A 23210-nucleotide genomic window follows, 5' to 3' on the forward strand; every position below is an offset into this window, starting at 1 on the left:
GCAAGAACCGTACTTCCATTATAGCCAATAAAAAAAGAGTGTCAATAAGACTACTCTTTTCCTTCATCTTTTTTTTCCTTTTTTTTCTCATTTTCCGGTATTGCGAAAATAATCTCATTCTTTTCGGACAAGAAGTATTCTTTGCGCGCAAGCTTAGCAATATAGTCATCATCATTCAATTTCACTAGTTGTCTTTTCAGCATGTCCTGCTCTTCATTTACCTCTTCAAGCTGCGTCAGCATTTCTTCTTTTTGTAGTTCTTTCTCTGCCAAAGCTTTCTTCTGAGTGAAAAACATATTCGTTAGACCGCCAAGGATAATTGCTGAAATGATAGCAAAAACCGCTAGTCTCCTGTATAGACGAACTTTTCGCGCATTCTTCCTATCTACTTTCTTTTTTAGGGAGCGGACATATTCAGTTTGAATCGATGCAATCCTTTCGGACGATTTCTTCGGCTGCTTTTGTTGCATGTCCCACACTTCCTCTCTTCACACCTTACAAGTTGTTAGTCCATAAATTATACATCATTTCACTCTCACTTTAAAGAGTTTTCCAGAAATGAAGTGGTATAGTTTAACAATTGGTGTGAAAAGTATTACAAAGACTTTTATAATGAAACGGATGATTTGTCGAATAACCGTAATAATCAGACGCGCAAGAAACCAAAGCGGCTTTATTAGTAATGCCAGTATTAATCTACCAAGAAACCGGAATGGCTTATAGAAGATACTTGCATAAAGAAGCAGTCCGCTTATCTGAGCAAAGGGGTCATACATCCGCCATGCTCCATCCCTGACAAGATAAAGAATATAAAACGTTCCGCATCCGACAAGTATCCATCCAAACACTTCAATCCAGGCCGCGCGCTTTCGAATAATTGATTTCTTGCCGGCGTGTGTGGTGCCTGTTCCAATCATGTCCATGAATGCCCCGGCGACAATGCCCGTCCCAATCATAGCGAGCAGGCTAAGAAATTGAACGGATAAACTCATCCAAACAATTTATGGAGGAAACCTTTTGAGCCTGATTCTTCTTCATCATATTGAATCGTGCTGACCGTTCCCTCCAATGTAAGAAGTCCTTTATCGACATCTAGGTGGACGATGCGCAGTTCCTCTCCGCGGATTTGTAACAATCCTTGAGATGTACGAACGAGAAATTCTTCCTGATCGAAGCGGTCAATTGATTTTACCGATGTGAGATCCATCCGCTTTCTGTTGCGCATCGTAACGACATGGTCTCCTGATGGAATTGCGTACGTAGGACTATCAGTTTGAAATTGCATTATATGCTTCCCCCTTTGCTTGTACGTTCATTGCCATCTTATGCCGGACCATAAAAAAACATGACAGGAATATTCCCTGTCATGCCGTTCAATCTTCGTCATCCATGAACTCCGGTTCCACCTTTTCAAGTTTCTCCTCTTTCAAAATCGTGTACATTGAGGCTGCATCATCTTTTTTAGTCGTATCTTTCAGCATATTGATTTTAACCGTCACTACTTTCTGACCGAAACGGATTGCCAGTTCGTCGCTTTCTTTCACGACAGACGATGCCTTCGCAACCTTTTCATTAATCGTTATACGGCCTTGATCGGCTACTTGCTTTGCAAGCGTCCTTCTTTTGATGAGGCGAGATACTTTCAAAAATTTATCGAGTCTCATGATTATCTTCCCCCTCTTTTGCTAATTGCCAAAATGCTTCGAGTTCGTCAAGTGTATAGTCCGCAAATTCACCACGTCCATCTTTTACACCTTTTTCAACGAATGAAAACCGTCTATTGAACTTTTGATTCGCGTGGACCATTGCTTCTTCAGGAGACAATTTGAGGAAGCGAGAAATGTTGACGATGGTAAACAGGACATCACCCAGTTCGTCCATTTGACTGTATTTTGTTCCGCTCTCCAATTCTTTACGGAACTCCATCCATTCCTCTTCAAACTTTTCAAAAGCACCGTCAATCGTAGGCCAATCAAACCCAACCTTTGCCGCTTCTTTCTGGTAATTAAATGACGTCAGTAGTGAAGAAGAAGGTCGGTTCTGCCCTGCCAAAAGCGATGCCAGATGCGGTTTTTCTTGTTGCTTAATTTCTTGCCAATTTTGCAGGACCTCTTCAGAATCCTTCACACTCTTATCACCAAAAACATGCGGGTGCCGCCGGATCATTTTCGAACTGACCGATTGAAGTATATCCTCCATCGCAAAGTAACCGTCATCTTCCCCAACTTGAGCATGAAGGAACACTTGAAGTAATACATCACCAAGTTCTTCAATGATTGCTCCGTCATCTTCCTTATCGATTGCTTCAAGCAGTTCATGTGCTTCTTCGATTAAGTACCGTTTCAATGATCCATGCGTCTGTTCACGGTCCCATGGGCATCCATCAGGAGCGCGCAGTGCAGCAATGATTTCTCTAAACGTCGTCCATTCTTTCAACCGCGCTTCCCGTTCGAAGACAGGCGGTACATATATGGTCGTTAAATTATCAATTTCAGTCACTCGGTCCAGTTCAAATAGAGGGACTGTGCTAATTTTCTCGCCTGTCGAACCGGCCGCCGTCACAATCGTCACCGGGTGATCATAAGCGTATTTCTCCATCAACGATAATTTCACTTCAGACGCCACGAATGCATCGTACACTTGTCCAATCAGCACATGCTGCGTCATATGGACATCATCGCGTTTTATATCCGTACCATCAAGCAATTGAAATCCTTCAATTGGATCAATGCGCAGCGCTGCGAAAATCGGGTCAAGAAAACTGTTGCCGCCCGCAATTTCAAGCTGAACGATACCTTCTCGCTCTTTCTCGACTAATAGCTGAACTGTTCGTTCGGCCACGAGTGGATGTCCCGGAACAACATAGGTAACTGGCTGTTCCTCACACATTGCAAGCAGCTGATCTACGATTTCATCATATACCCGCTCGAACGAGTCGTGTTTTTCATAAATTTCATCGAAGCTTGTCAGAACAAGTCCTTCTGCCCTTAATTCAGCGACAGCAGGATGCTGATCCGTACGCGCTACGACGCGGTTTGCTTCTTTTAACTTTCGGTATGTCCCGAGCGCCAACTGATCAAGGTCACCCGCACCGAGACCAATAATTGTTAACCGATGCATGTTATTCACCTTTTCTTTTATTAAGTCGTAATTGCAATGTAGCAAAACGCTTGCCAAATGGCAGCAGAAACCATTCCTTCTCTGCCATTATACGTGATTTCATAACAACGAAAAGGAAAACACTTGCACCTGCAGCGACAGAAGTTAGCGCGATAATTGTCGCACCTATCCTACTTGGAAACCTGTCGAATATAAACCCGTCTGCAATAAGCATCCATGGCAGGACAACTGCAATCATAAGGACAGTCGCCGCTATCACCCATCCGTAAAAACGGATTTGTGCAAGGCGGATCGGCCAAACCTTTTTGAAATAAAGTAAGAGTCCAAACGTAATCGCCGCGAAACCAATATTTCCTGCAATTGCCGCGCCAATGACATCCCATCTGGGGACAAGCAGTTGATTTGCAAAGACTTTTATAACCAGTCCACCAATAAGTAGAAGCGTCGGCACTTTCACTTTCCCTGCACCTTGTAGCATCGCCGTTAGCGGTAAAATAAGCGATAGCCAAAAAATTTGAAACGAAAAAATTACGAGTGCTGCGGTACCATCACGTGTTTCAAACAGCATTTCATTCACATAGGGTAAAACTAGCGCAAGCCCAGCGGCGGCGGCCCATCCGAATAGGAATGCTGTTCGGAACGTTAATCGGATAAATGGCAATGCCCCTTGTCCCGCTATTTTTGCTGAATGATGAGCGATTAGTGGAACAATCGCAAGCGCTAATGTCGAAGCGATTAGAATCCCCATTTGCACAAGCGGTTGTCCCCGGTCGTAGACACCTTTCATTACCATCGCCGTATCTTCTGCAAGACCATTAGACATGAGGATATTATAGATCGTAAATGAATCGACCAGTTGAAACATCAGGAGAATGAGTGAACTTGCGCTGACCCCCAAACTGACAACCGTTAATTCTTTTACCACTCGCCATGTATCGACTCTTTCCAGCGGGTCTTTGAATGAATTACGAAAATAGAGAGCGAGAATTACAACGCCCGCACTTTCTCCGATAACCGCACCCCACATCGCCACTTCACCCGCTGTATACAGCGATGCACCTGTCCGCATCGCAATCCATGTCCCAATGAGGATAACGGTTACACGGAAAGCCTGCTCACCAACACCGGAAACGGCAACTGGCACCATCTGTCCCTCCGATTGAAATGACCCCTTCAATACCGCTAACGCCGGCATAAGCAGAACGATATACGCGCCTGCCCGCAGAAGTGGAGCAAGTGCGGGATCTCCCATGGAGTGCGCGAAAAATGGTGCAAAAACAGTTAATAGAACAAAAAAGGTTATTGATAATAAAAGTAGATATGTAAATGCCACACGCATCATCGCTTTTGCTTCACCGCGGCTTGTACTTTCCGCAAGCAATTTCGATACAGCTACCGCAAAGCCATAAGACGTCCAAACGATAAAAATACCGATAAAAGGATATACTTGTTGATAAATATAGAACCCTTTGTCGCCGACAAGATTTTGGAACGGAATTCGGTAGACCGCACCAAGTAATTTCACAATAATCGCAGAAATCGTCAGAATCGACGCGCCTTTCATGAATGTTTTCATATCCCATTGTTGCGCCATTTTCGTGCCTCTTTCTGTCATACATAGTAGATTCATTATACCATGAATGAATAATTTAAAGATTTCCAAGTAAGTATTACAAATATCCAAATTAAATTTTCAGAATAGGTTTAATGGTTCAACTGTATGGGAAAGACATAGGTATGAAGTTTGTGAATATCTTACTTTAAATTGTATTAAAAAATAAGAATGGTGATATAAATAAATCGGAGGGACTAGAATGATAAAAACAATTCCTAAAAAACGTATTCTATCGGTTCTCATAAAATCAAAAAGGGAAATTATGTATATGAAAGCAAAAGACTTTGGTTTGAGTCATCCAATTGTCGTCGAACACAGTCAAGAGCTGGATATATTGCTGAATAGATATCAAGGAATCCAATCTATACAATGAACAAAAAAATGGACATATTTCATCAATAAGCGTTACAAACCACCTTGGTTTGTAACGCTTGTTTGTAAATGGGGAAAAAGCGTCAAACCTTTCAGAGCAAACCCTGACATCCATTCAGCATTACCGAATACTCAATGATTCTTTCATAGATAACGGCGATGAATTAAACCCTATTTCAAAACTATACGGCCCCCACTTCTTAAAAAAGTGGGGGCCGTATAGTTTTCATATGTGATTATGACTTGAACTCCTTAATATATGGAGGCAAAAATCTAAATCCTCCTTTAGATGAGCTTCCATTAGCTGTTTTGCTGTCTCGCCATCTCTTTCTTTGATCGCTTCATAAATTTCCTCATGCTCGTCTATTAATCGCGGACGATTGTAAAGCACCACGGTCTTGCGAAAAAGATAAATTATGGACTTCATGCGATCTATTGTATCTATCATTAGAGCGTTACCACTGGCTTGAACAATAATTTCGTGAAAGTGCTCATTGGCTTCCATTATCTCTTCAACTGTACCTTCTCTTCCTATTGTAACGCAATTGGAAAGCGCGGTTAATTCTTCTTCCGGCAAATAGGTAGCAGCTGACTTCGCAGAGAAACCTTCGAGAAGAATTCGTACTTGAAACAAGTTGCGTAAATCTTTTTCTGTGGGCTGTACAACTCTTTTATTGACGATCAGTCCTTCATGACCCAATTGTCTTAAAGAGTCTCTAATAGGTGTACGGCTAAATCCTAATTCTGCCGCTAATTTTTCTTCTACCATTTTGGTGCCGCCTGGTATATCTCCGTTTAGGATTCTGTCACGAATCACTTCATATGCTTGATGGTAAGCAGAGCGAGGGCTTTTATCGTTTCGGGTCACTTCTTTCACTCCAATTTCCTTCAACCTAATTACCATTAACTTATCAAAAGTAGATAGAGAAAGAAAGCCTAAAATGTTACGGCTTCATTTTCGTATACAAAACTAGTTAAAATGTGTACAAAATTTTAAAAAAGGTATACAATATAATTGTTAGGATTGTTGTAAACGGTTACAATTCCAATTAATTGAGAGTATTTTACACTATAAAGTAAGGAACACTAAGATAAATAGGAGGAATTGTCATGTCAAAAAAAATTGGTTTCATCGGTTTAGGTATCATGGGGAAACCTATGGCATTGAACTTATTAGCTAAAGGGTACGATGTCATGGTGAATGATTTGAATAAAGAGACGGTACAAACACTGATAGATGCTGGGGCAAAAGCAGCGGATTCTGCAAAAGGTATCGGCGAAAATAGTGATGTTATTATTACAATGCTGCCCGCTTCACATCATGTACAACAAGTAGTATTGGGTGAAAACGGTGTCCTTAGCGGCGCGAAAAAAGGCGCTGTTATTATTGATATGAGTTCGATTTCCCCTGTTGTTTCAAAAGAAATTGCAGCAATCGCGGAAAAACAAGGCGTAGAAATGTTGGATGCACCTGTTAGCGGTGGTGAACCGAAAGCAATAGAAGGCACGTTAGCGATTATGGTTGGTGGGAAAGAACAAGTTTTTGAACAAGTGAAGGATGTTTTATTCGCAATGGGTTCTGAAATAACATTGGTTGGTGGTAATGGAAGCGGAGCAACCGCGAAGTTAGCCAACCAAGTAATCGTGAACTTAAATATTGCTGCTATGTCCGAAGCATTGGTATTAGCTGCAAAAGCAGGCATCGATGTAGAAAAAATGTACCAAGCAATTAGAGGTGGATTAGCAGGAAGTGCCGTCCTAGATGCGAAAGTTCCATTAATTCTTGATCGAAACTTCGTGGCAGGCGGAAGAATTGACATTAACTTGAAAGATATGACAAACGTAATGGAAACAGCGCATAGTATTGGCGTTCCAATGCCGTTATCTAGCCAATTACTGGAGATTTTCCACGCATTAAAAGTGGATGGTAAAGCGGCGGATGACCATGGCGGAATTGTTCAATACTATGAAAAAATGGCAAACATTACAGTTGGGAGAGTTTAATCAATGACCACAATTGGGAGTAATGAAAAGAGATTAGTTCAAGATGTTTTAGAGAATATCCAAGCGGTCGATTCACAAGCCGTGAAAGGTATGCTTGCAAACGAATTAGTTGATTTGAATAAAAAGATCATCGTACTGGATGATGATCCAACAGGTGTTCAAACGGTTCATGGTATTTCCGTCTATACCGATTGGTCTGTGGAAAGTTTGGAACAAGGTTTTGTAGAAGAAAATGCTATGTTTTTCATATTGACAAATTCCAGAGGATTCACTGCTGCTGAAACGGAAAAAGCACATACAGAAATTGCTGCAAACGTCGTAGAGGCGGCGAAGAAACAGAACAAGGACTTTATTATCATTAGCCGCGGAGATTCAACTTTAAGAGGGCATTATCCTCTTGAGACAGAAGTATTGAAAAATACAATCGAATCAGCTATGGACATTCGCTATGACGGGGAAGTAATTTTGCCGTTCTTCAAAGAAGGTGGCCGCTACACAGTCGACAATATCCACTATGTGCAATATGAAGACTATCTAGTGCCTGCAGGAGAGACGGAATTTGCGAAGGACAGGACGTTCGGTTATTCCAAGTCTCATTTAGGCGAATGGGTTGAGGAAAAAACAAACGGTGAATTCAAAGCTGTGAATTCCACATATATTTCTCTTGAAAGCTTAAGGGCGATTGATATTGAAACCATTAAGAACCAATTACTACAAGTTAATGATTTCAATAAAGTAGTTGTGAATGCAGTCGATTACGTAGATGTAGAAGTTTTTGTGATTGCTCTTATCAAAGCTATGAAATCCGGGAAACAATTCATGTTTAGAAGTGCGGCTGCTCTTACTAAAGTGATTGGCGGAGTGAGCGATAAAGCACTTTTGACAAGAGAAGAATTGATTCGGGAAGAAACAGGCCATGGCGGTTTAATCCTTGTTGGATCTCATGTTAAAAAGACAACTGAGCAATTAGATGCATTGAAAACAAGTGATTTTATCGAATTTATTGAATTCGATTCCCATCTTGTGTTGCAACCTGCCGAGTTCCAAGAAGAAGTAAATCGAGTGATTGAAAAAACCGAAAAATTTGTTCGCTCCGGTAAAACAGTGACGGTGTATACGAGGCGCGAGCGATTGGATCTCGGTGAGGGCAAAAAAGAAGAAGAATTGAAACTATCCGTGAAAATCTCGGATGCGGTCACAAGTATCGTGCAACGTCTGAACGTACGACCAAATTATATTGTTGCAAAAGGCGGCATCACGTCCAGCGATATTGGAACAAAAGGTCTTGAAGTAAAAAGAGCAACGGTAGCCGGTCAAATAAAACCGGGAATTCCGGTATGGTTTACTGGAGAGGAAAGTAAGTTTCCAGGAATCGCATACGTTATCTTCCCAGGTAATGTAGGAGCTGTAACAACTTTAAAAGAAACAGTAGAAATTTTAAATAACTAGTCAATTGTTCATCAAGTAAGATAAGGGGGCATTTCACATGTTAGTAAATACGAAAACGATATTACAGCATGCACAGCAAAACAAGTACGCTGTTGCAGCTTTTAATGTATACAATTTAGAAACTGCCCAGGCAGCGGTGCGAGTTGCCGAACAGGAAAATCAACCGGTCATTATTGCACTGGGAGAACGTTATTTCCCTACCGTTGATGTTGAAGGGTTTTCAGCCTTCGTAATAGCAATGGCTGAAAAATCCTCCGTTCCTATTGCACTTCATCTTGATCATGCATATGAAAAGGAATCAATCATTCGAGCCATCCGTTGTGGATTTACATCCGTTATGTTTGACGGGTCTACCTTTGAGTTAGAAGAAAACATTCGCCGTACAAAAGAGATTACAGAAATTGCCCATATGGCAGGCGTGTCTGTTGAAGCTGAGATTGGTTCCTTGGCGAAAGGTGAATTCTCCGATGAAGAAGAAGGAGATGGTACATTGACTGATCCGCAGTCTGCAAAAGACTTTGTTGACGCAACAGGCGTAGACTTTTTGGCAGCCGCTATCGGCACTGTCCACGGTATGTATAAAGGTGAGCCAAAGATAGATTTGTCGCTTTTAGAAAGTATACAACAGGCTGTTGACGTTCCTCTTGTGCTACATGGGGGATCAGGAACTCCAGCGTCCATCATTAGACAAGCTGTACAACTTGGAATATGCAAAGTGAATGTTAATACGGAGGTTTCCATGGCTGCCGTTTCCTATTTACAAACCTGTTTCGAACACAAAGAAATGGTCCACCTTTCCACTGTTATGGCAGAAATGCAACAAGCCATTGAACCCGTGATGACTAAATTCATTCGATTGTTTGCAAATAAACAATAACATAATTAGTTCTTCGATTTACATTTTACTATATGACGAAATGAGGGATATCATGCCGATAGTGTCTGTTTGTATAGGAGTTGCCCTATTACTTCTATTAATGATTGTTTTTAAGTTAAATGCTTTTATCTCTTTAATCCTTGTCGCCCTAGTAGTCGGGATATTAGAAGGAATGTCGCCGATTGATGCAATCGCATCCGTACAAGGCGGTTTAGGTGGAACACTTGGAAGTCTGACGATGATTATCATTTTTGGAGCAATTCTTGGTAAATTGATGACAGATTCAGGCGGCGCACAGCGAATTGCGACAACCCTTATTAAATCCTTCGGGAAAAAGAGAGTTCAACTAGCTGCTGTTTTGACAGCTTCTGTCGTCGGGATTGCCTTGTTCTTCGAAACAGGGGTTGTCGTCTTAATTCCTTTAGTATTTACAATCGCTACTGCAGCCGGAGTACCGATATTATATGTTGGGATGCCAGTAATTGCAGCACTTATTACGATGCACGGCTTTGTTCCCCCTCACCCGGGACCGACAGCGATTGCTAGTGTATTTGAAGCTAATATAGGGAAAACTTTATTATATGGAATTATAATTGCGATTCCTGCCATTATTATTGGTGGACCATTATTCACGAAGTTGTTCAAAAAAGAATATTTAGAAGTGGATATTCCGAAGGGATTATTTAACCCGAAAGAATTTACAGAGGTAGAAATGCCTGGTTTTGCTACCAGTCTTTTGACATCCTTAATGCCGGTCATTTTAATCGCTTCTCAAGTAATTGTAGAAATCGCTATTCCAGAATCAGCAATAATGCCGTTCTTTGACTTTATCGGCAATCCCAATATTGCTTTGTTACTTTCCGTGATTCTCGCCTTCTTTACGTTTGGCCTGAACCGCGGTAGAAAAATGAAAGAGGTTATGCAATCGACTTCGGAGGCTGTAAGCGGAATCGCAATGATTCTACTGATCATTGCGGCTGGTGGCGCCTTCAAACAAGTGCTTATTGACAGTCACATCGACCAATATATTGCAGATATCATGGCAGGCTCGACTCTATCTCCGTTACTTCTCACTTGGTTAATTGCTGCTATTTTACGTGTAGCGGTAGGTTCAGCTACTGTTGCCGGTATGACGGCTGCCGGTATTGCAGCACCTCTAGTCGCAATGACGGGTGTCAGCCCAGAACTGATGGTATTGGCTGCTGGTGCAGGTAGTATTACGTTCTCCCATGTAAATGATGCGGGATTCTGGATTTATAAAGAGTACTTTAATCTTTCAATCGGTAAAACGATTGCAACTTGGTCGGTCATGGTGACGATTCTCTCGATAGTTGGATTAGCTGGTGTCTTAGTCCTTAATATGCTTATCTCATAATAATAAAAGTGTCTTCTTCTCCCGATAAACGGAAGTAAGAAGACACCTTTTTTGTTTTCTTATGTTCATGTATACAGCTTTCTTTTCATTTTCCTCAGAAGTTAAAGTAAATATGGCGTGCTATATGGGGTGCCACAAGCCATCGGAGTCAAACTGCCCTGCAATCGCAACAGCTGAAACTGGGGGATAACAAAAAAACATGTAATGCAGCCTTTGTCGGAATAGCTGTCTCGTTAACCTGTCATTTTATGTTCTATTGCCCACCACGTAAATATAAACAGCCCACTAAAACCAGTGTTATCCGGTTTTGGCGGGCTGTTTTTACGGTTCCATCTGTTTTGCTAAAAAATGAGCAGCTGTTTCCGCTGCTTTCAGTTCGGTTTCTCCTATAAAATGCACCTTCGACAGTAAATAGACAGCTCCGATTGTATCCCCAGCAGCTACAATTGGTGCGATACAATAAGATTTAACTTGTTCGACTTGTCCCGGAACCCATTCGATGGCTTTTTCAAGTTTTTCCGTGACGACTTTACGACCATTCATGATTTCGTCGATATCAGGGGACAATTGGCGATTCAAATAATCTTTTTTAGATAACCCGGAGACGGCAATCATTTCATCACGGTCACTAATCAGTGCTGGAGTTCCAAGTGTTTCGTAAAGGGTTTCCGCATACTCTTTTGCGAATTGCCCGAGTTCCGATATCGGTGAATATTTCTTTAAAATAACTTCACCATCACGGTCGGTAAAAATCTCAAGTGGATCCCCTTCACGTATCCTCAATGTTCTGCGGATCTCTTTAGGGATAACTACCCTTCCAAGATCATCAATTCTGCGAACGATTCCTGTTGCCTTCATGTATGATGCCTCACTTTCTACAAATTGAACAAAGACTTCATTTCAATTGTAGTATGCGTCAACAATGGACAAAATATGCAACATGTCCTTTAGAAGGAATCAGCAACAATCGTTTCCTTTTTGGATGACTCAAGTATCCTCATTATCGCTTCCAAAACGTCGAATCCAGTCTGTTTTCCCGTATGACGCTCATCTACTGTCATGATGAGTTGTCCGTTTTCCATCGTAAATCCAACAGCGCGCCCAAAAGGCATTGAATCGGATACAAGTTTTGCGCCGTCTGTCCACGCTGTTCCTTCCGATGAAATACGAACTTCAATAAGGGATTGTTGCTTTTTAATTGATTCGACACCTGCAATACGGCCCCAAGCTTTTAAACGGCCTACACGGAGCAATAAGTCAGCTTCCAGTGGTATATCGCCAAACCGGTCTGTCATTTCGTCGACAAGTTCATTATAGTCAGCTTCACTTTCGATTGCTTTTACCATTTTATACATTTGAATTTTCTGGAATCCATCGCGCACGTAATCGTCAGGAATATATGCATTTAGCGGCAATGCTATTTCCAAATCAGGAATATCCGCTTTTATAATACCTGTCTGCTTCTCCTCGACAGCTTCTTGAAGCAATTGAGAGTAAAGATCGAACCCGACCGAGTCGATGAACCCGTGTTGCTGGGAACCGAGTAGATTGCCTGCACCACGAATGGATAAATCGCGCATAGCAATTTTGAAGCCAGATCCAAGTTCTGTAAACTCCTTAATCGCCTGTAAACGATTTTCCGCAACCTCTGTAAGCACCTTGTCACGCTGATATAGGAAATATCCGTAAGCTACACGATTTGACCGCCCCACTCGTCCGCGAAGTTGATAAAGCTGAGACAAGCCCATACGGTCTGCATCCTGGACGATAAGTGTGTTGACATTTGGAATATCGATACCTGTTTCAATGATTGTAGTTGTCACTAGGACATCGTATTCCCCTTCAAGGAAACTTAATATTACTGATTCAAGTGCAGACTCCCCCATCTGTCCATTGGCGAAACCTACTCTTGCTTCTGGAACTAACTGTTTTATTTCATCCACTTTCCGTTCCATGTCTTCGACTCGATTGTATAAGTAGAATACTTGACCGCCGCGGCTCATTTCCCTTTCAATTGCTTCACGAACGAGTGCAAAATTTTGTTCCATGACATAGGTCTGGACTGGGAAACGGTTTGCAGGAGGTGTTTCAATGACGGACAAGTCACGAACACCAAGCATCGACATATGGAGTGTCCGCGGAATCGGCGTTGCCGTTAGTGTCAGGACATCGACATGCGTTTTCAACTGCTTCAGTTTTTCTTTGTGTGTTACGCCAAAACGCTGTTCTTCGTCGACAACCAATAATCCAAGATCATGGTAGACGATATCTTTGGATAAAAGACGATGCGTACCTACAACCACATCAACTGTACCGGCCTTCAATTTTTTTAATGTCTCTGTTTGTTCTTTTTTTGTTCTGAAACGATTTAAAAGGGAAACTTCAACTGGGAAACCAGAAAAGCGCTCTTTCATTGTCTCGTAATGCTGTTGTGCCAGAATCGTAGTGGGAACGAGAAATGCGACTTGTTTGCCGTCGGATACAGCTTTGAATGCCGCACGGATTGCAACTTCCGTTTTACCATATCCTACATCTCCGCATAGCAGACGATCCATAGGCCGTTCTCTTTCCATGTCTAGCTTCACTTCCGCGATAGATCTGAGTTGGTCATCTGTTTCGTCATACGGGAATGCATTTTCAAAAGCCATTTGCATATCGTCATCCTCCGCAAAAGCATGTCCCTTTTCAGATTCCCGTTTTGCATAGAGCTTTATCAAGTCGTCAGCGATATCTTGAACAGCAGCCGTAACTTTACTTTTTGTTTTCTTCCAGTCCGCTCCGCCCAATTTATGGAGTTTCGGTTCTTTTTCGCCGGAGGCTACATACTTCTGAATCAGATCAATTTGGTCTGCCGGAACAAACAGCTTATCTTCCCCACGGTATCGGATGTCGAGGTAATCTTTATGAATTCCACTTACTTCAAGCGTTACAACACCATAGTATTTTCCAATGCCGTGATGCACATGAACGATGTGGTCGCCCGGTTTGATCTCCGAGTAACTTTTGATGCGTTCGGCATTTGTCAATTTATGTGGTCGTGCTTTTCGTTTAGATTTCCCTTTGAATAATTCAGAATCCGTCACAACTGCAACTCGTTGGAATGGAAGCTCGAACCCCGCAGACAAATCACCGTCTATAATCTGTACTCCACCTGATTTCGATATTTTTCCTGAAAAGGAAGACGACACATCATAATCTTGAAGAATCGATTGGACTTTTCGCATCCGTTCTTCCCCGTCTGCAACAATGAATACATTAAACTCTCCTTGATGCCAACGTTCTATTTCACTTTTCAATAAATTCATTTGACCATGAAACTGTTGCATGGGTTTACAAGAAAATGTTACAGTCCTCTTCACGACGATTCCCGGCACGGTACGGATGAATAAAGAGAAATACATTTTCCTTTGTTTTAGCAACGCATTCATTTCCTCAAATGAAATTGACAATGTTGCATCATGAACAATTTTCCCTTCTTCAAGAAGAGCAACCATCCATTCCTTTTCTTCTGTTTCAAGTGACCCTACAACTTCAAGAATACGTCCAATCTCGTCGAACAGAACGATTCCATTACTCGGGAAATAACTCTCGAGCGAGGTTGTCGAACCCGAAAATGATGCATATTTCAACATGTTTTCAGGCATTGACCCTTCTCTCATCAATTGAATATCATTTGTTATATTAATCATTAAGCGCTCTTTTGCTTCTGCATCTTTCATCTTCTTCAAGCTAACCCCAAGTGCTTTTTCAAGTTCATCGGCGATTGCTGTGAGATCTTCTTTCATCCAGACAAATTCAGAGGCTGGGAGGATTGACACAGCTTCCAACTTCCCTGTTGAACGTTGGTCTTCTGCTGAAAATGTACGGATCGAGTCTATGTCCGTATCGAATAATTCTATTCGAACTGGCTCTTCCATAGTTAACGGGTAGAGATCGAGTATTCCCCCCCGTAACGCAAATTCACCTGGCGCGGTAACCATTGGCTGTCTTGTATACCCCATTGACACAAGTCTAACAAGCCATTCAGAGATATTAAGTTCTTCCCCTAATTTCGCTGATAAGGAGCTAGCCAACCATCGTTCTTTCTCTGGCAATCGTTTTTTCATGCCTGCAATGGGGGCGATGTAAATTCCTTTTCCGACACGAGCCATATGATCGATTGTATCGATGCGCTGTGCCCTTAGCTCGTAACTGGAAACAGAAAAATCCGCAGCAATTAGCTCCTCTGCGGGATAAAGGTGTACGAGTGAATCACCCAACATCTTTACAAGGTCTTCGTATGTACGTTGCGCTTGCAACAAGTTGGGGGAGACGATTAGAACGGGCTCATCCATTGCTTGATGGAGCACCTTGAAAAGGATCGACTTCGCTCCGCCTGAGAAACCAGCGATAAGCTGGCGGTCATTTCCCGCCTCCAACTCTTTCACTAGTTCGTTAATCTCTTTCTCTTGTGAAATTAAATTCATCAGCGTTTCCAATACTACACACCCTTTCTATAATTATAGTAAACGCTCAAAATGGAGGACAAAACGAGTTTGGCCACCAAAAGTTAGTAGATAAATCCCCTTTATAAATAGGAAAACAGAAAAAGCTTTGGACGCATTCCGCGCCAAAGCGTACATCTTATTGAAGCCATTTCTTGAGTGTATAGTAATCCGGGAAACTCCGAAGCGATTGCTCACACTGTTCGCATATGCATCGCACCATTAATGCCCCGTCCTCTTCATACGTCAGAAAATGCTCAACTTCCCCGTCGTCCAACTTCTGCAGAAGAAGAATAGTCTCCTTCGCGGATTCAAACGGAAGTGTGCCAATTTCGGTCTCACAATGTCTGCAAGTATAACGGATCGCCATTCTAATCCCCCGCCCTTTTATCAAAGTATAGGCGAGAAAGGGCTTTGTTATTCCTTACATACCATTAAAGTTGTTCATCACATCGTTAAATGGTTTGTTCAGCCAGGCTTCACAAGCAGATGCACTTTTTTGCACCATATCTTCAATCAATGGTTTTTCATCCTTACCAAAAGGCGATAGTACGTAATCAGGTACCTTCATGCCGCCAACCGGACGACCGACACCAATACGGATTCTGTTGAACTGATCTGTTCCGAGATGTGCAATGAGTGACTTCATGCCATTGTGGCCACCCGCACTGCCTTTTTGACGCAACCGAATGGTTCCGGGCGGAATATCCAGATCATCGTACAAAACTGTGATATCTTTCACATCGACTTGAAAGTAATCCATTAACGGGCGAACACATTCCCCGGATAGATTCATATACGTAAGCGGCTTCACGAGCATCACTTTGCCTTCTGGACGATGTATGACTGTGTACATCCCACCGAACTTGGACTGCATCACAGGTGCCGTCAGACGTCTACAAAGCTCATCTATGACATGGAAGCCTACGTTATGGCGTGTTTTTTCATATTGTTTACCCGGATTCCCGAGTCCTATTATCATTTTCATCGATTTTATCTTCCTTTAACAATAGATGATTAGACAGAAAATAAGCGCACGGGTTTCCGTACGCTTGTTTTCATATTACTTCTCTTCTTTTTTCTCGCCGATTACTTCGGGTTCAGCCGTTTCAGAAGCTTCACTTTCAAGCTCTTCCATTTCTGCTTCCGTACGTGGAGAAGAAATTAGAACTAGTCCATGATCATCTTCATTTAGAATTTCATATTTTGATTTCGCACGAATATCTGCGACTGTAATTGATTCACCAATTTGAAGTTCTGAAATGTCGATATCGAATGTTTCAGGAATATCTGAAGGTTTCACTTTGATTTTCACTTCGCGGTTTGGCTGTTGAAGTACGCCGCCCGCTTTCAAGCCCGCAGATTCTCCTACAAGATGGACAAGTACTTCTACTTCAAGTTCTTCTGTCATATTGATAGCAAGGAAGTCTGCATGTCGGATTTCACCTTTTAGTGCGCCAGACTGATATTCACTTAGAACAACGTTGATGTCCTTACCGTCAACATTAAGTTTAATTACACCGTTACGGCCCACTTCACTCAATGTTTTCAAGAGGTCACGTTCTTTTACTGAAATCGGTGTAGCTTCAGTTTTATAACCATAGACAACTGAAGGAACATAGCCTTCTTTTCTTAATTCTGTTAGTGCTGACTTTTTCGCTGGTACTCTCGCTTCTGATTGTATACTTGTACTCATTTTATTTAATCACCCTTCTGATTGAAAAAAATTGTGCTAATTGATAAATACCCAATGGCAAGCGACATGAAACATCTCGAATTATTCAAATAAGGTGCTGACGGACTTCTCCTCAAATACACGGACAATTGCTTCCGCAAGCAGTGAAGCGATGGATAGTTGTTTTATCTTCGGAGACTGCTTCGTTTCCGGAAGTTCGATTGAATTCGTAATGACCAATTCTTTGATTTGAGAGTTGTCAATTCGTTCAATTGCGGGCCCCGACAACACGGGGTGTGTACAACAAGCATACACTTCTTTTGCTCCACTTTCGATTAATGCGCTCGCCGCAATCGTAATTGTCCCTGCTGTATCGATTATATCGTCAATCAGGATGGCTGTTTTCCCTTCAACATTCCCAACGATATTCATCACTTCAGCTACATTCGGACGAGGACGACGTTTGTCAATGATTGCAATAGGAGCTTTCATACGGTCCGCCATTTTACGCGCACGCGTTACACCGCCATGATCCGGCGATACTATAACTAATTCGTCACTGTTGATTCCTTTTCCTTTAAAATATTCAGTAAGAATTGGTTCAGCAACTAGGTGATCAATTGGAATATCAAAGAAACCTTGAATTTGAGGCGCATGAAGATCGATTGCAATGACGCGATGCGCACCAGCCGTTTCAAGCAAGTTTGCAACAAGCTTCGCCGTGATTGGTTCACGTGAACGTGCTTTTCGGTCCTGACGTGCATAACCATAATAAGGCATGACGACATTGATTGTGCGCGCAGATGCACGTTTCAATGCGTCAATCATAATTAGAAGTTCCATCAAGTTTTCATTGACAGGGAACGATGTTGACTGGATGACGAACACGTCACAGCCACGGATACTTTCTTCGATATTGATTTGGACTTCTCCGTCACTAAATTGCTTAACGGAACATTTCCCTAGTGGTCGTCCGATTACTTCCGCAACTTGCTCCGCAAGTCTTTCGTTCGAATTCAAAGAAAATATCTTTAGTTTATCGTTCGGATAGTGATTAGCCATCATGTTCCCCCTGTTTACTTATGATTTAGTTTGTTAGTATATCCTTCTTTATTCTCCTGGCGCGCGCGCGCAATTGCAAGTGAACTTTCTGGTACATTTTTATTGATTGTCGACCCAGCGGCCACATATGCACCTTTACCAATTGTTACCGGTGCAATTAAATTGGAATTACATCCGATAAATGCGTCATCTTCAATCGTTGTTTGGTATTTATTTTTCCCGTCATAATTTACGGTAATTGAACCACAGCCCACATTCACATGCGTTCCGACATTAGCATCACCAATATAGCTCAAATGAGATACTTTACTTCCTTCACCCAGTGATGACTTTTTCACTTCTACAAAGTTACCAATTTTCACATTATCACCTAGATTAGAATCAGGACGGATATGCGCAAAAGGCCCCACAGTTGTAGTTGAACCGACTATACTGGATCGTACCACTGACGAATGGACGGTAGTCTCATCCCCAATTACACTATCTATAATCTGGCTATTCGGTCCAATTATACATTTCCCGCCGATAACAGTGTTCCCTTCAATCATGGTACCCGGTTGAAGAACTGTATCTCGACCAATCTCAGCAGCCGCACTTATATACGTATTGTCTGGGCTGATGATAGTTACTCCATTACGCATATGCTTTTCAGCAATGCGTTGGCGCATTACTTGTTCAGCCTTAGCCAGAACCACACGATCATTGACGCCGAGCGTTTCACTAAAGTCATCCGTCACGTAAGCTGAAACAAGTTCACTCTCAGATTGTAAAATTCCGACAACATCAGGCAGATAGTATTCGCCTTGCGAATTGTCGTTTTTCACTTTTCTCAATGTCTTAAAGAGCGTACGGTTATCAAAACAGTACGTACCTGTATTGATTTCCATTACCTTTTGCTCTTCTATCGTTGCATCTTTTTGTTCGACGTTCCGTAGAACCTGTCCACCTGCGCCTCGGATTATACGTCCGTAGCCAGTTGGGTTATCTGCATAAGCTGTTAAGATGGTTGCTTTAGCGCCTGTTTCATTGTGATGGGCAATTAGTGCCTCCATCGTTTCAGAACGGATTAGGGGCGTATCTCCACAGACAACAATTGTCGTGCCATCAAGATTACCGATTAACTTCTCCGCCTTCTGAACAGCGTGTGCTGTGCCCAACTGTTCATCCTGCAATGCATATTCACTTTTATCTCCAAGTGTCTCTTCGACCATTTCCGCGCCATGCCCAACAACAGTGACAACGCGACCGGTTCCAAGACCCCGAATATGATCAATTACGTGTTCCACCATTGGTTTTCCGCAGACTGGGTGGAGTACTTTATATAAATCTGACTTCATCCGTGTACCTTGTCCTGCTGCAAGGACGATGGCATATGTATTTGTCATTTGAATGCCTCCAAAAATGTGTGAGGAAGGCCGATCCCTCTATTAATGTTTTCTTTATAAACTATAGCTGAAAACAGGCTTTTTTTCAACCTCTCTACTCTTGACAAGCTCATCGTTATTATTTTTCTATGCTCAGTCCCCTTTTAAAACTAAAAACAAGAAAAAACTGCCGCATTAAAAAAGGGCAGTCAATTTCACTATATAGGTGTTCTGCATATGATTGAAGAGGGCACGTCATGCGCCGGCTCCCTCGAATACTGGCTCTTCAGCAGACAGATGGTACGCCGCAAGTACGGCATCTTGGATTTTTGTGCGAGCATTCGTATTAATCGGGTGTGCTACATCGCGGAATTCCCCATCAGGTGTCCGTTTGCTTGGCATAGCTACGAACAATCCTTCATTTCCATCGATAACCCGAATATCATGTACGACAAATTCATCGTCAATCGTAATCGATGCAATCGCCCTCATCCTTCCATCAGTCTCCACCTTTCTTAACCTAACATCTGTTACTTCCATTCCCTACCACTCCTTTTGTCTTTAAAGCACATGAGGACTATATTCCACAAAAGTAAGCAATTTCCTTCTTTACAAACATAATTTTTTAAAAATTTGAAAGACAAGGAATAGAATGCCTGCTTTGAATTCCTTTTTACTGTTGACAAAATGTACATAATCCGGTTATCCAGACTATTGAAAGGGACCACTATTATAGAATCGGACTAGGATTCTCACAGAGGAACCCTTGCAAAAATTCCGCATAGGAAAGGCGACATTTCGTTAAAACCAAACGAAATGTCGCCTAATTAAATTTAGATTTACTTGCAGGGTTTGAAATGTTCGTTTTTAGCGGCTTCGGTTAATCGGGGCCGCTTCCGTCATTCTGCTAAAAGCGCAATGACTTCAATTTCAATTTTTACGTCTTTCGGCAATCTTGCAACCTCAACAGTTGAACGTGCCGGGGTATGCGTACCGAAGTGCTGTGCGTAAATGTCGTTGACAGCAACAAATTCATTCATGTCTTTGATGAAAACAGTCGCTTTGATCACTTTATCCAAAGATGAACCTGCTTCTTTCAATACTTCTTTCAAGTTAGCGAACACTTGGTGCGTCTGGTCTTCGATTGTTTCCGCAACGAGTAGACCTTCCGGTGTTAAAGGGATTTGTCCAGAAGTGTAAACCATTCCGTTTACTGTGACTGCTTGTGCATAAGGGCCAATTGCCTTTGGCGCTTTTTCTGTTGCTACATAATTCATATCATTTTCCACCTTCCGCAAAATAGTTTCCTTCTTCTAACTCAATTGTTCGACGCTTCTCATTTACAGCTTGAAGTTTAACTAGGGAGAGATAATTATCGACCAACACTTCTTCTGCATGATCAGACTCTACTAAAACAGCGATGCCTGCCAGCTCACAGCCGAACTCTTCTAGCAGACTCTTCATCCCTAGTATCGTACCTCCCGCCTTCATGAAGTCATCTGTGATAAGGACCTTTAGACCGCTTTGCATACTTCTTTTCGATAAAACCATCGTTTGAATGCGCCTGTTTGAACCCGATACATAATTAATACTCACAGTAGACCCTTCGGTTACTTTGCTGTCTCGGCGAACAATAACAACTGGAACATTCAAGTGACGGGCAATTGCGTGGGCAATCGGAATCCCTTTCGTCGCCACCGTCATAATAACATCTATCTCTGTGTCAGCAAACGCTGAAGCAAATACCTTACCTACCCGGTCCATAATCCGTGGATTGCCAAGAAGATCTGTCATGAATAAATAACCACCAGGTAGCAATCGATCAGAATGACCAATTTCACCCATTAGCGTCGATATCACTTCACGAACAGCCGAATCCGACATTTTCGGAATGAATTTCACTCCTCCTGCCGCCCCAGACACCGTTATAAGTTTACCCGTTCCTTTTTCTTCAAACGTTTCTTTTACAATCGTCAAATCCTCACTAATCGAGGATTTTGCCGCTTGGTAACGTTCAGAAAAGAAGGTTAATGGAATTAGTTCATGTGGATATTCCAAGAGGTGGCGAGTCATATCTACAAGTCGCTCGCTTCTTTTCCACTTCATGGTACCATCTCCTAAACCCGAATATTTTAATGTACATTACCACAATTGTACGTGTTCAATCAAGAAATGTATGTCCACCGACCATTCTTACTGCATAGACTTCCGGACAGAATCCTTTTAACCCATTGTAAATGCGTGGCACTCTCGATTCATGTTTAACAAGGCCAAAAACGGTCGGGCCACTGCCACTCATCAATACCGCATCTGCACCGAACTTTTTCATCTGATCTTTCAACACGACGACTTGAGGATGAAGATTCATCGTAACGGTTTCGAGTACATTCCCAACTGATTTGCACATTTTGTCGTAGTCACCTGTTTTTAATGCGTCCACCATACCAGCTGTGTTTATATGTTCAATTGTAGTCAAGTCCAGATTTCCGTATATATCACCTGTTGATACTGAAATTGCTGGTTTGGCTAGAATGACCCAACATTTCGGTGGAGCGGGCAGAACTTCAATTATTTCGCCTCGCCCTGTAGCAAGTGCTGTTCCTCCGTGAACACAGAAAGAAACATCCGAACCAATTCGAGCCCCTAGCGAAGCAAGCTCTTCAACGCTTAATTTCAAGTTCCATAACCTATTCAAACCACGCAGTGTAGCCGCCGCATCTGAACTTCCGCCAGCAAGCCCAGCAGCTACAGGAATGCTCTTTTCAAGAGTAATCTCAACGCCTCTGGTAATGCCAAATTCGTTTTGTAAGAGTTCTGCGGCCTGATACGCAAAGTTTTTACGATCATTCGGTACGTACCGTTCAGATGCTTTAATTGTAATTTCACCGTTATTCATTGGACGGAGCCAGACCCTGTCTGCTAAATCGACCGTAGTCATTATCATTTCGACTTCATGAAAACCATCTGGCCGTTTATGTAATACATCAAGTGTTAAGTTGATTTTTGCAGGTGCTTTTTCATAAAGCATCCGGCTTCCCCCCATTCCAGCTTGTCTTTGTTCCCTATTTTACCATAGGGTGAAATAATTGCGCTGTGAAATGATAACAATTGGGTAATTCATTTCTCCTTGACGGAAAAAGCGACAAAAAAAGCTGGCCCGGTTGTCTTGACGACCCCGGTTCCAACTCTTCTTTTGTCAGCCTATTAGTGGGATAAAGGGTAATTCATAGCTGCTGTTTCTGTTGTGCTACTCCTCTTTCGGCCATTTCAATCGCTCGTTTCACCATATTACCTGCGTCACGTGATTTGATGCCACCCCAACCTTCCCGCTCAACAACATCGTAAAATCCAAGCTCTTTGGCAATTTCTACCTTTAAGCTCTCAGACATAATACCACGTTTTTTCGCCATTCGGTTTTCCTCCTTTTGGCTGACAAATTTAGTATGGACTAAATCAAATAAAAAACACCTCCACAGGGCATTCATTTCTGAATGGCTGTATAGGTGTTTCTTTACAAAATGTATTAAATCATAAATGCTGTAATCATTTGACTATGAATGCTGTAGGATCTGCACCCTCGAGAATTGTTATTTCAACCGCTTCGGTCAAAATGTCTGCATAGCTGTAAGATACTCTTTCAAACGCATTTTCATCCTGGTCAAGCTCAACTACGAATACTGCACGATATGTTTCTCGCAGGACTCCAGCTCTCTCAATCGTCTTCTTCCGACCGCCGTTTGCTTTCAAATGCAAACGTTTACCCAGATGTGAATCCAATGACTTCTTAATGTCCGCTAATGTTTTTGGCACGTC

At 42.2% G+C, this 23210-nt stretch carries 25 protein-coding genes; 5 read left to right on the top strand and 20 right to left on the bottom strand.

What is annotated here, in order from left to right:
* Window positions 1–50 precede the first annotated feature (50 nt).
* The 6 genes from AC1TO6_RS19050 to AC1TO6_RS19075 all read right to left on the bottom strand — a co-directional run bounded on the left by AC1TO6_RS19050 (window position 51) and on the right by AC1TO6_RS19075 (window position 4714).
* Window positions 51–470, bottom strand: a complete 420-nt coding sequence (locus tag AC1TO6_RS19050) for an FtsB family cell division protein (RefSeq protein WP_482103204.1) — start codon at window positions 468–470, stop codon at window positions 51–53.
* 54 nt (window positions 471–524) lie between these two features.
* Window positions 525–992 (bottom strand): spore cortex biosynthesis protein YabQ, encoded by a 468-nt coding sequence (yabQ, locus tag AC1TO6_RS19055; protein WP_482103205.1) that lies wholly within the window; start codon window positions 990–992, stop codon window positions 525–527.
* Window positions 989–1285 (bottom strand): sporulation protein YabP, encoded by a 297-nt coding sequence (yabP, locus tag AC1TO6_RS19060; protein ID WP_149582686.1) that lies wholly within the window; start codon window positions 1283–1285, stop codon window positions 989–991. The genes yabQ and yabP overlap by 4 nt, the downstream gene beginning before the upstream one ends.
* Before the next feature lie 88 nt (window positions 1286–1373).
* Window positions 1374–1664: an RNA-binding S4 domain-containing protein gene (locus AC1TO6_RS19065; RefSeq protein ID WP_482103206.1), complete on the bottom strand. Its 291-nt coding sequence runs from the start codon at window positions 1662–1664 to the stop codon at window positions 1374–1376.
* A complete protein-coding gene (gene yabN, locus AC1TO6_RS19070; protein WP_482103207.1) occupies window positions 1651–3120 on the bottom strand; it encodes a bifunctional methyltransferase/pyrophosphohydrolase YabN in 1470 nt (489 codons plus the stop codon). Before yabN ends, AC1TO6_RS19065 begins: the two co-directional genes overlap by 14 nt.
* A 1-nt stretch (window position 3121) precedes the next feature.
* Window positions 3122–4714: a putative polysaccharide biosynthesis protein gene (locus AC1TO6_RS19075; RefSeq protein ID WP_482103208.1), complete on the bottom strand. Its 1593-nt coding sequence runs from the start codon at window positions 4712–4714 to the stop codon at window positions 3122–3124.
* Window positions 4715–4934: 220 nt separating this feature from the next.
* Here AC1TO6_RS19075 and AC1TO6_RS19080 point away from each other — a divergent pair, with 220 nt between their 5' ends.
* The gene (locus AC1TO6_RS19080; RefSeq protein ID WP_482103209.1) at window positions 4935–5108 is read left to right on the top strand and encodes a Spo0E family sporulation regulatory protein-aspartic acid phosphatase; all 174 of its coding nucleotides are present in this window, start codon (window positions 4935–4937) and stop codon (window positions 5106–5108) included.
* Window positions 5109–5333: 225 nt separating this feature from the next.
* On the opposite strand, the gene AC1TO6_RS19085 is transcribed toward AC1TO6_RS19080, so the two are convergent.
* A complete protein-coding gene (locus AC1TO6_RS19085; protein ID WP_482103242.1) occupies window positions 5334–5975 on the bottom strand; it encodes a GntR family transcriptional regulator in 642 nt (213 codons plus the stop codon).
* Between the two features lie 242 nt (window positions 5976–6217).
* On the opposite strand from AC1TO6_RS19085, the gene garR reads away from it, so the two are divergent.
* The 4 genes from garR to AC1TO6_RS19105 are packed head-to-tail and all read left to right on the top strand — an operon-like array spanning window position 6218 to window position 10812.
* A complete protein-coding gene (gene garR, locus AC1TO6_RS19090) occupies window positions 6218–7111 on the top strand; it encodes a 2-hydroxy-3-oxopropionate reductase (protein ID WP_482103210.1) in 894 nt (297 codons plus the stop codon).
* Window positions 7112–7114: 3 nt separating this feature from the next.
* A complete protein-coding gene (locus tag AC1TO6_RS19095; protein WP_482103211.1) occupies window positions 7115–8560 on the top strand; it encodes a four-carbon acid sugar kinase family protein in 1446 nt (481 codons plus the stop codon).
* A 37-nt stretch (window positions 8561–8597) separates the two neighbouring features.
* Window positions 8598–9437 (top strand): class II fructose-bisphosphate aldolase, encoded by an 840-nt coding sequence (locus AC1TO6_RS19100; RefSeq protein WP_482103212.1) that lies wholly within the window; start codon window positions 8598–8600, stop codon window positions 9435–9437.
* A 52-nt stretch (window positions 9438–9489) separates the two neighbouring features.
* Window positions 9490–10812, top strand: a complete 1323-nt coding sequence (locus AC1TO6_RS19105; protein WP_482103213.1) for a gluconate:H+ symporter — start codon at window positions 9490–9492, stop codon at window positions 10810–10812.
* A gap of 321 nt (window positions 10813–11133) precedes the next feature.
* On the opposite strand, the gene spoVT is transcribed toward AC1TO6_RS19105, so the two are convergent.
* The 13 genes from spoVT to veg form a co-directional block, all read right to left on the bottom strand.
* Window positions 11134–11670, bottom strand: coding sequence for a stage V sporulation protein T (spoVT, locus tag AC1TO6_RS19110; protein WP_482103214.1), 537 nt, complete (start codon window positions 11668–11670; stop codon window positions 11134–11136).
* An 89-nt stretch (window positions 11671–11759) separates the two neighbouring features.
* Window positions 11760–15290: a transcription-repair coupling factor gene (gene mfd / locus AC1TO6_RS19115; protein WP_482103215.1), complete on the bottom strand. Its 3531-nt coding sequence runs from the start codon at window positions 15288–15290 to the stop codon at window positions 11760–11762.
* Between the two features lie 145 nt (window positions 15291–15435).
* Window positions 15436–15666 carry an anti-sigma-F factor Fin gene (locus tag AC1TO6_RS19120; RefSeq protein WP_482103216.1) on the bottom strand — a complete coding sequence of 77 codons (231 nt, stop codon included), beginning with the start codon at window positions 15664–15666 and terminating at the stop codon, window positions 15436–15438.
* 54 nt (window positions 15667–15720) lie between these two features.
* Window positions 15721–16284, bottom strand: coding sequence for an aminoacyl-tRNA hydrolase (pth, locus tag AC1TO6_RS19125; RefSeq protein ID WP_482103217.1), 564 nt, complete (start codon window positions 16282–16284; stop codon window positions 15721–15723).
* Window positions 16285–16359: 75 nt separating this feature from the next.
* The gene (locus tag AC1TO6_RS19130; RefSeq protein ID WP_482103218.1) at window positions 16360–16992 is read right to left on the bottom strand and encodes a 50S ribosomal protein L25/general stress protein Ctc; all 633 of its coding nucleotides are present in this window, start codon (window positions 16990–16992) and stop codon (window positions 16360–16362) included.
* Window positions 16993–17073: 81 nt separating this feature from the next.
* A complete protein-coding gene (locus AC1TO6_RS19135; protein WP_482103219.1) occupies window positions 17074–18033 on the bottom strand; it encodes a ribose-phosphate diphosphokinase in 960 nt (319 codons plus the stop codon).
* 14 nt (window positions 18034–18047) lie between these two features.
* Window positions 18048–19418 (bottom strand): bifunctional UDP-N-acetylglucosamine diphosphorylase/glucosamine-1-phosphate N-acetyltransferase GlmU, encoded by a 1371-nt coding sequence (gene glmU, locus AC1TO6_RS19140; RefSeq protein WP_482103220.1) that lies wholly within the window; start codon window positions 19416–19418, stop codon window positions 18048–18050.
* Between the two features lie 234 nt (window positions 19419–19652).
* A complete protein-coding gene (spoVG, locus tag AC1TO6_RS19145) occupies window positions 19653–19937 on the bottom strand; it encodes a septation regulator SpoVG (RefSeq protein ID WP_482103221.1) in 285 nt (94 codons plus the stop codon).
* Window positions 19938–20296: 359 nt separating this feature from the next.
* Window positions 20297–20674, bottom strand: coding sequence for a RidA family protein (locus tag AC1TO6_RS19150; protein WP_482103222.1), 378 nt, complete (start codon window positions 20672–20674; stop codon window positions 20297–20299).
* Between the two features lies 1 nt (window position 20675).
* Window positions 20676–21503, bottom strand: coding sequence for a pur operon repressor (gene purR / locus AC1TO6_RS19155; RefSeq protein WP_482103223.1), 828 nt, complete (start codon window positions 21501–21503; stop codon window positions 20676–20678).
* Between the two features lie 55 nt (window positions 21504–21558).
* Window positions 21559–22425, bottom strand: coding sequence for a 4-(cytidine 5'-diphospho)-2-C-methyl-D-erythritol kinase (gene ispE, locus AC1TO6_RS19160; protein ID WP_482103224.1), 867 nt, complete (start codon window positions 22423–22425; stop codon window positions 21559–21561).
* A 196-nt stretch (window positions 22426–22621) separates the two neighbouring features.
* Window positions 22622–22807, bottom strand: coding sequence for a small, acid-soluble spore protein, alpha/beta type (locus AC1TO6_RS19165; protein WP_482103225.1), 186 nt, complete (start codon window positions 22805–22807; stop codon window positions 22622–22624).
* Between the two features lie 133 nt (window positions 22808–22940).
* Window positions 22941–23207, bottom strand: a complete 267-nt coding sequence (gene veg, locus AC1TO6_RS19170; RefSeq protein WP_482103226.1) for a biofilm formation stimulator Veg — start codon at window positions 23205–23207, stop codon at window positions 22941–22943.
* Window positions 23208–23210: the final 3 nt, after the last annotated feature.

The organism is Sporosarcina sp. Y352, from assembly GCF_056786535.1.

Coding starts and splice junctions, on each gene's coding strand:
- AC1TO6_RS19050 (WP_482103204.1), bottom strand. CDS start 470: ATGCAACAAAAGCAGCCGAAGAAATCGTCCGAAAGGATTGCATCGATT.
- yabQ (WP_482103205.1), bottom strand. CDS start 992: ATGAGTTTATCCGTTCAATTTCTTAGCCTGCTCGCTATGATTGGGACG.
- yabP (WP_149582686.1), bottom strand. CDS start 1,285: ATGCAATTTCAAACTGATAGTCCTACGTACGCAATTCCATCAGGAGAC.
- AC1TO6_RS19065 (WP_482103206.1), bottom strand. CDS start 1,664: ATGAGACTCGATAAATTTTTGAAAGTATCTCGCCTCATCAAAAGAAGG.
- yabN (WP_482103207.1), bottom strand. CDS start 3,120: ATGCATCGGTTAACAATTATTGGTCTCGGTGCGGGTGACCTTGATCAG.
- AC1TO6_RS19075 (WP_482103208.1), bottom strand. CDS start 4,714: ATGGCGCAACAATGGGATATGAAAACATTCATGAAAGGCGCGTCGATT.
- AC1TO6_RS19080 (WP_482103209.1), top strand. CDS start 4,935: ATGATAAAAACAATTCCTAAAAAACGTATTCTATCGGTTCTCATAAAA.
- garR (WP_482103210.1), top strand. CDS start 6,218: ATGTCAAAAAAAATTGGTTTCATCGGTTTAGGTATCATGGGGAAACCT.
- AC1TO6_RS19095 (WP_482103211.1), top strand. CDS start 7,115: ATGACCACAATTGGGAGTAATGAAAAGAGATTAGTTCAAGATGTTTTA.
- AC1TO6_RS19100 (WP_482103212.1), top strand. CDS start 8,598: ATGTTAGTAAATACGAAAACGATATTACAGCATGCACAGCAAAACAAG.
- AC1TO6_RS19105 (WP_482103213.1), top strand. CDS start 9,490: ATGCCGATAGTGTCTGTTTGTATAGGAGTTGCCCTATTACTTCTATTA.
- spoVT (WP_482103214.1), bottom strand. CDS start 11,670: ATGAAGGCAACAGGAATCGTTCGCAGAATTGATGATCTTGGAAGGGTA.
- AC1TO6_RS19120 (WP_482103216.1), bottom strand. CDS start 15,666: ATGGCGATCCGTTATACTTGCAGACATTGTGAGACCGAAATTGGCACA.
- pth (WP_482103217.1), bottom strand. CDS start 16,284: ATGAAAATGATAATAGGACTCGGGAATCCGGGTAAACAATATGAAAAA.
- AC1TO6_RS19130 (WP_482103218.1), bottom strand. CDS start 16,992: ATGAGTACAAGTATACAATCAGAAGCGAGAGTACCAGCGAAAAAGTCA.
- AC1TO6_RS19135 (WP_482103219.1), bottom strand. CDS start 18,033: ATGGCTAATCACTATCCGAACGATAAACTAAAGATATTTTCTTTGAAT.
- glmU (WP_482103220.1), bottom strand. CDS start 19,418: ATGACAAATACATATGCCATCGTCCTTGCAGCAGGACAAGGTACACGG.
- spoVG (WP_482103221.1), bottom strand. CDS start 19,937: ATGGAAGTAACAGATGTTAGGTTAAGAAAGGTGGAGACTGATGGAAGG.
- AC1TO6_RS19150 (WP_482103222.1), bottom strand. CDS start 20,674: ATGAATTATGTAGCAACAGAAAAAGCGCCAAAGGCAATTGGCCCTTAT.
- purR (WP_482103223.1), bottom strand. CDS start 21,503: ATGAAGTGGAAAAGAAGCGAGCGACTTGTAGATATGACTCGCCACCTC.
- ispE (WP_482103224.1), bottom strand. CDS start 22,425: ATGCTTTATGAAAAAGCACCTGCAAAAATCAACTTAACACTTGATGTA.
- AC1TO6_RS19165 (WP_482103225.1), bottom strand. CDS start 22,807: ATGGCGAAAAAACGTGGTATTATGTCTGAGAGCTTAAAGGTAGAAATT.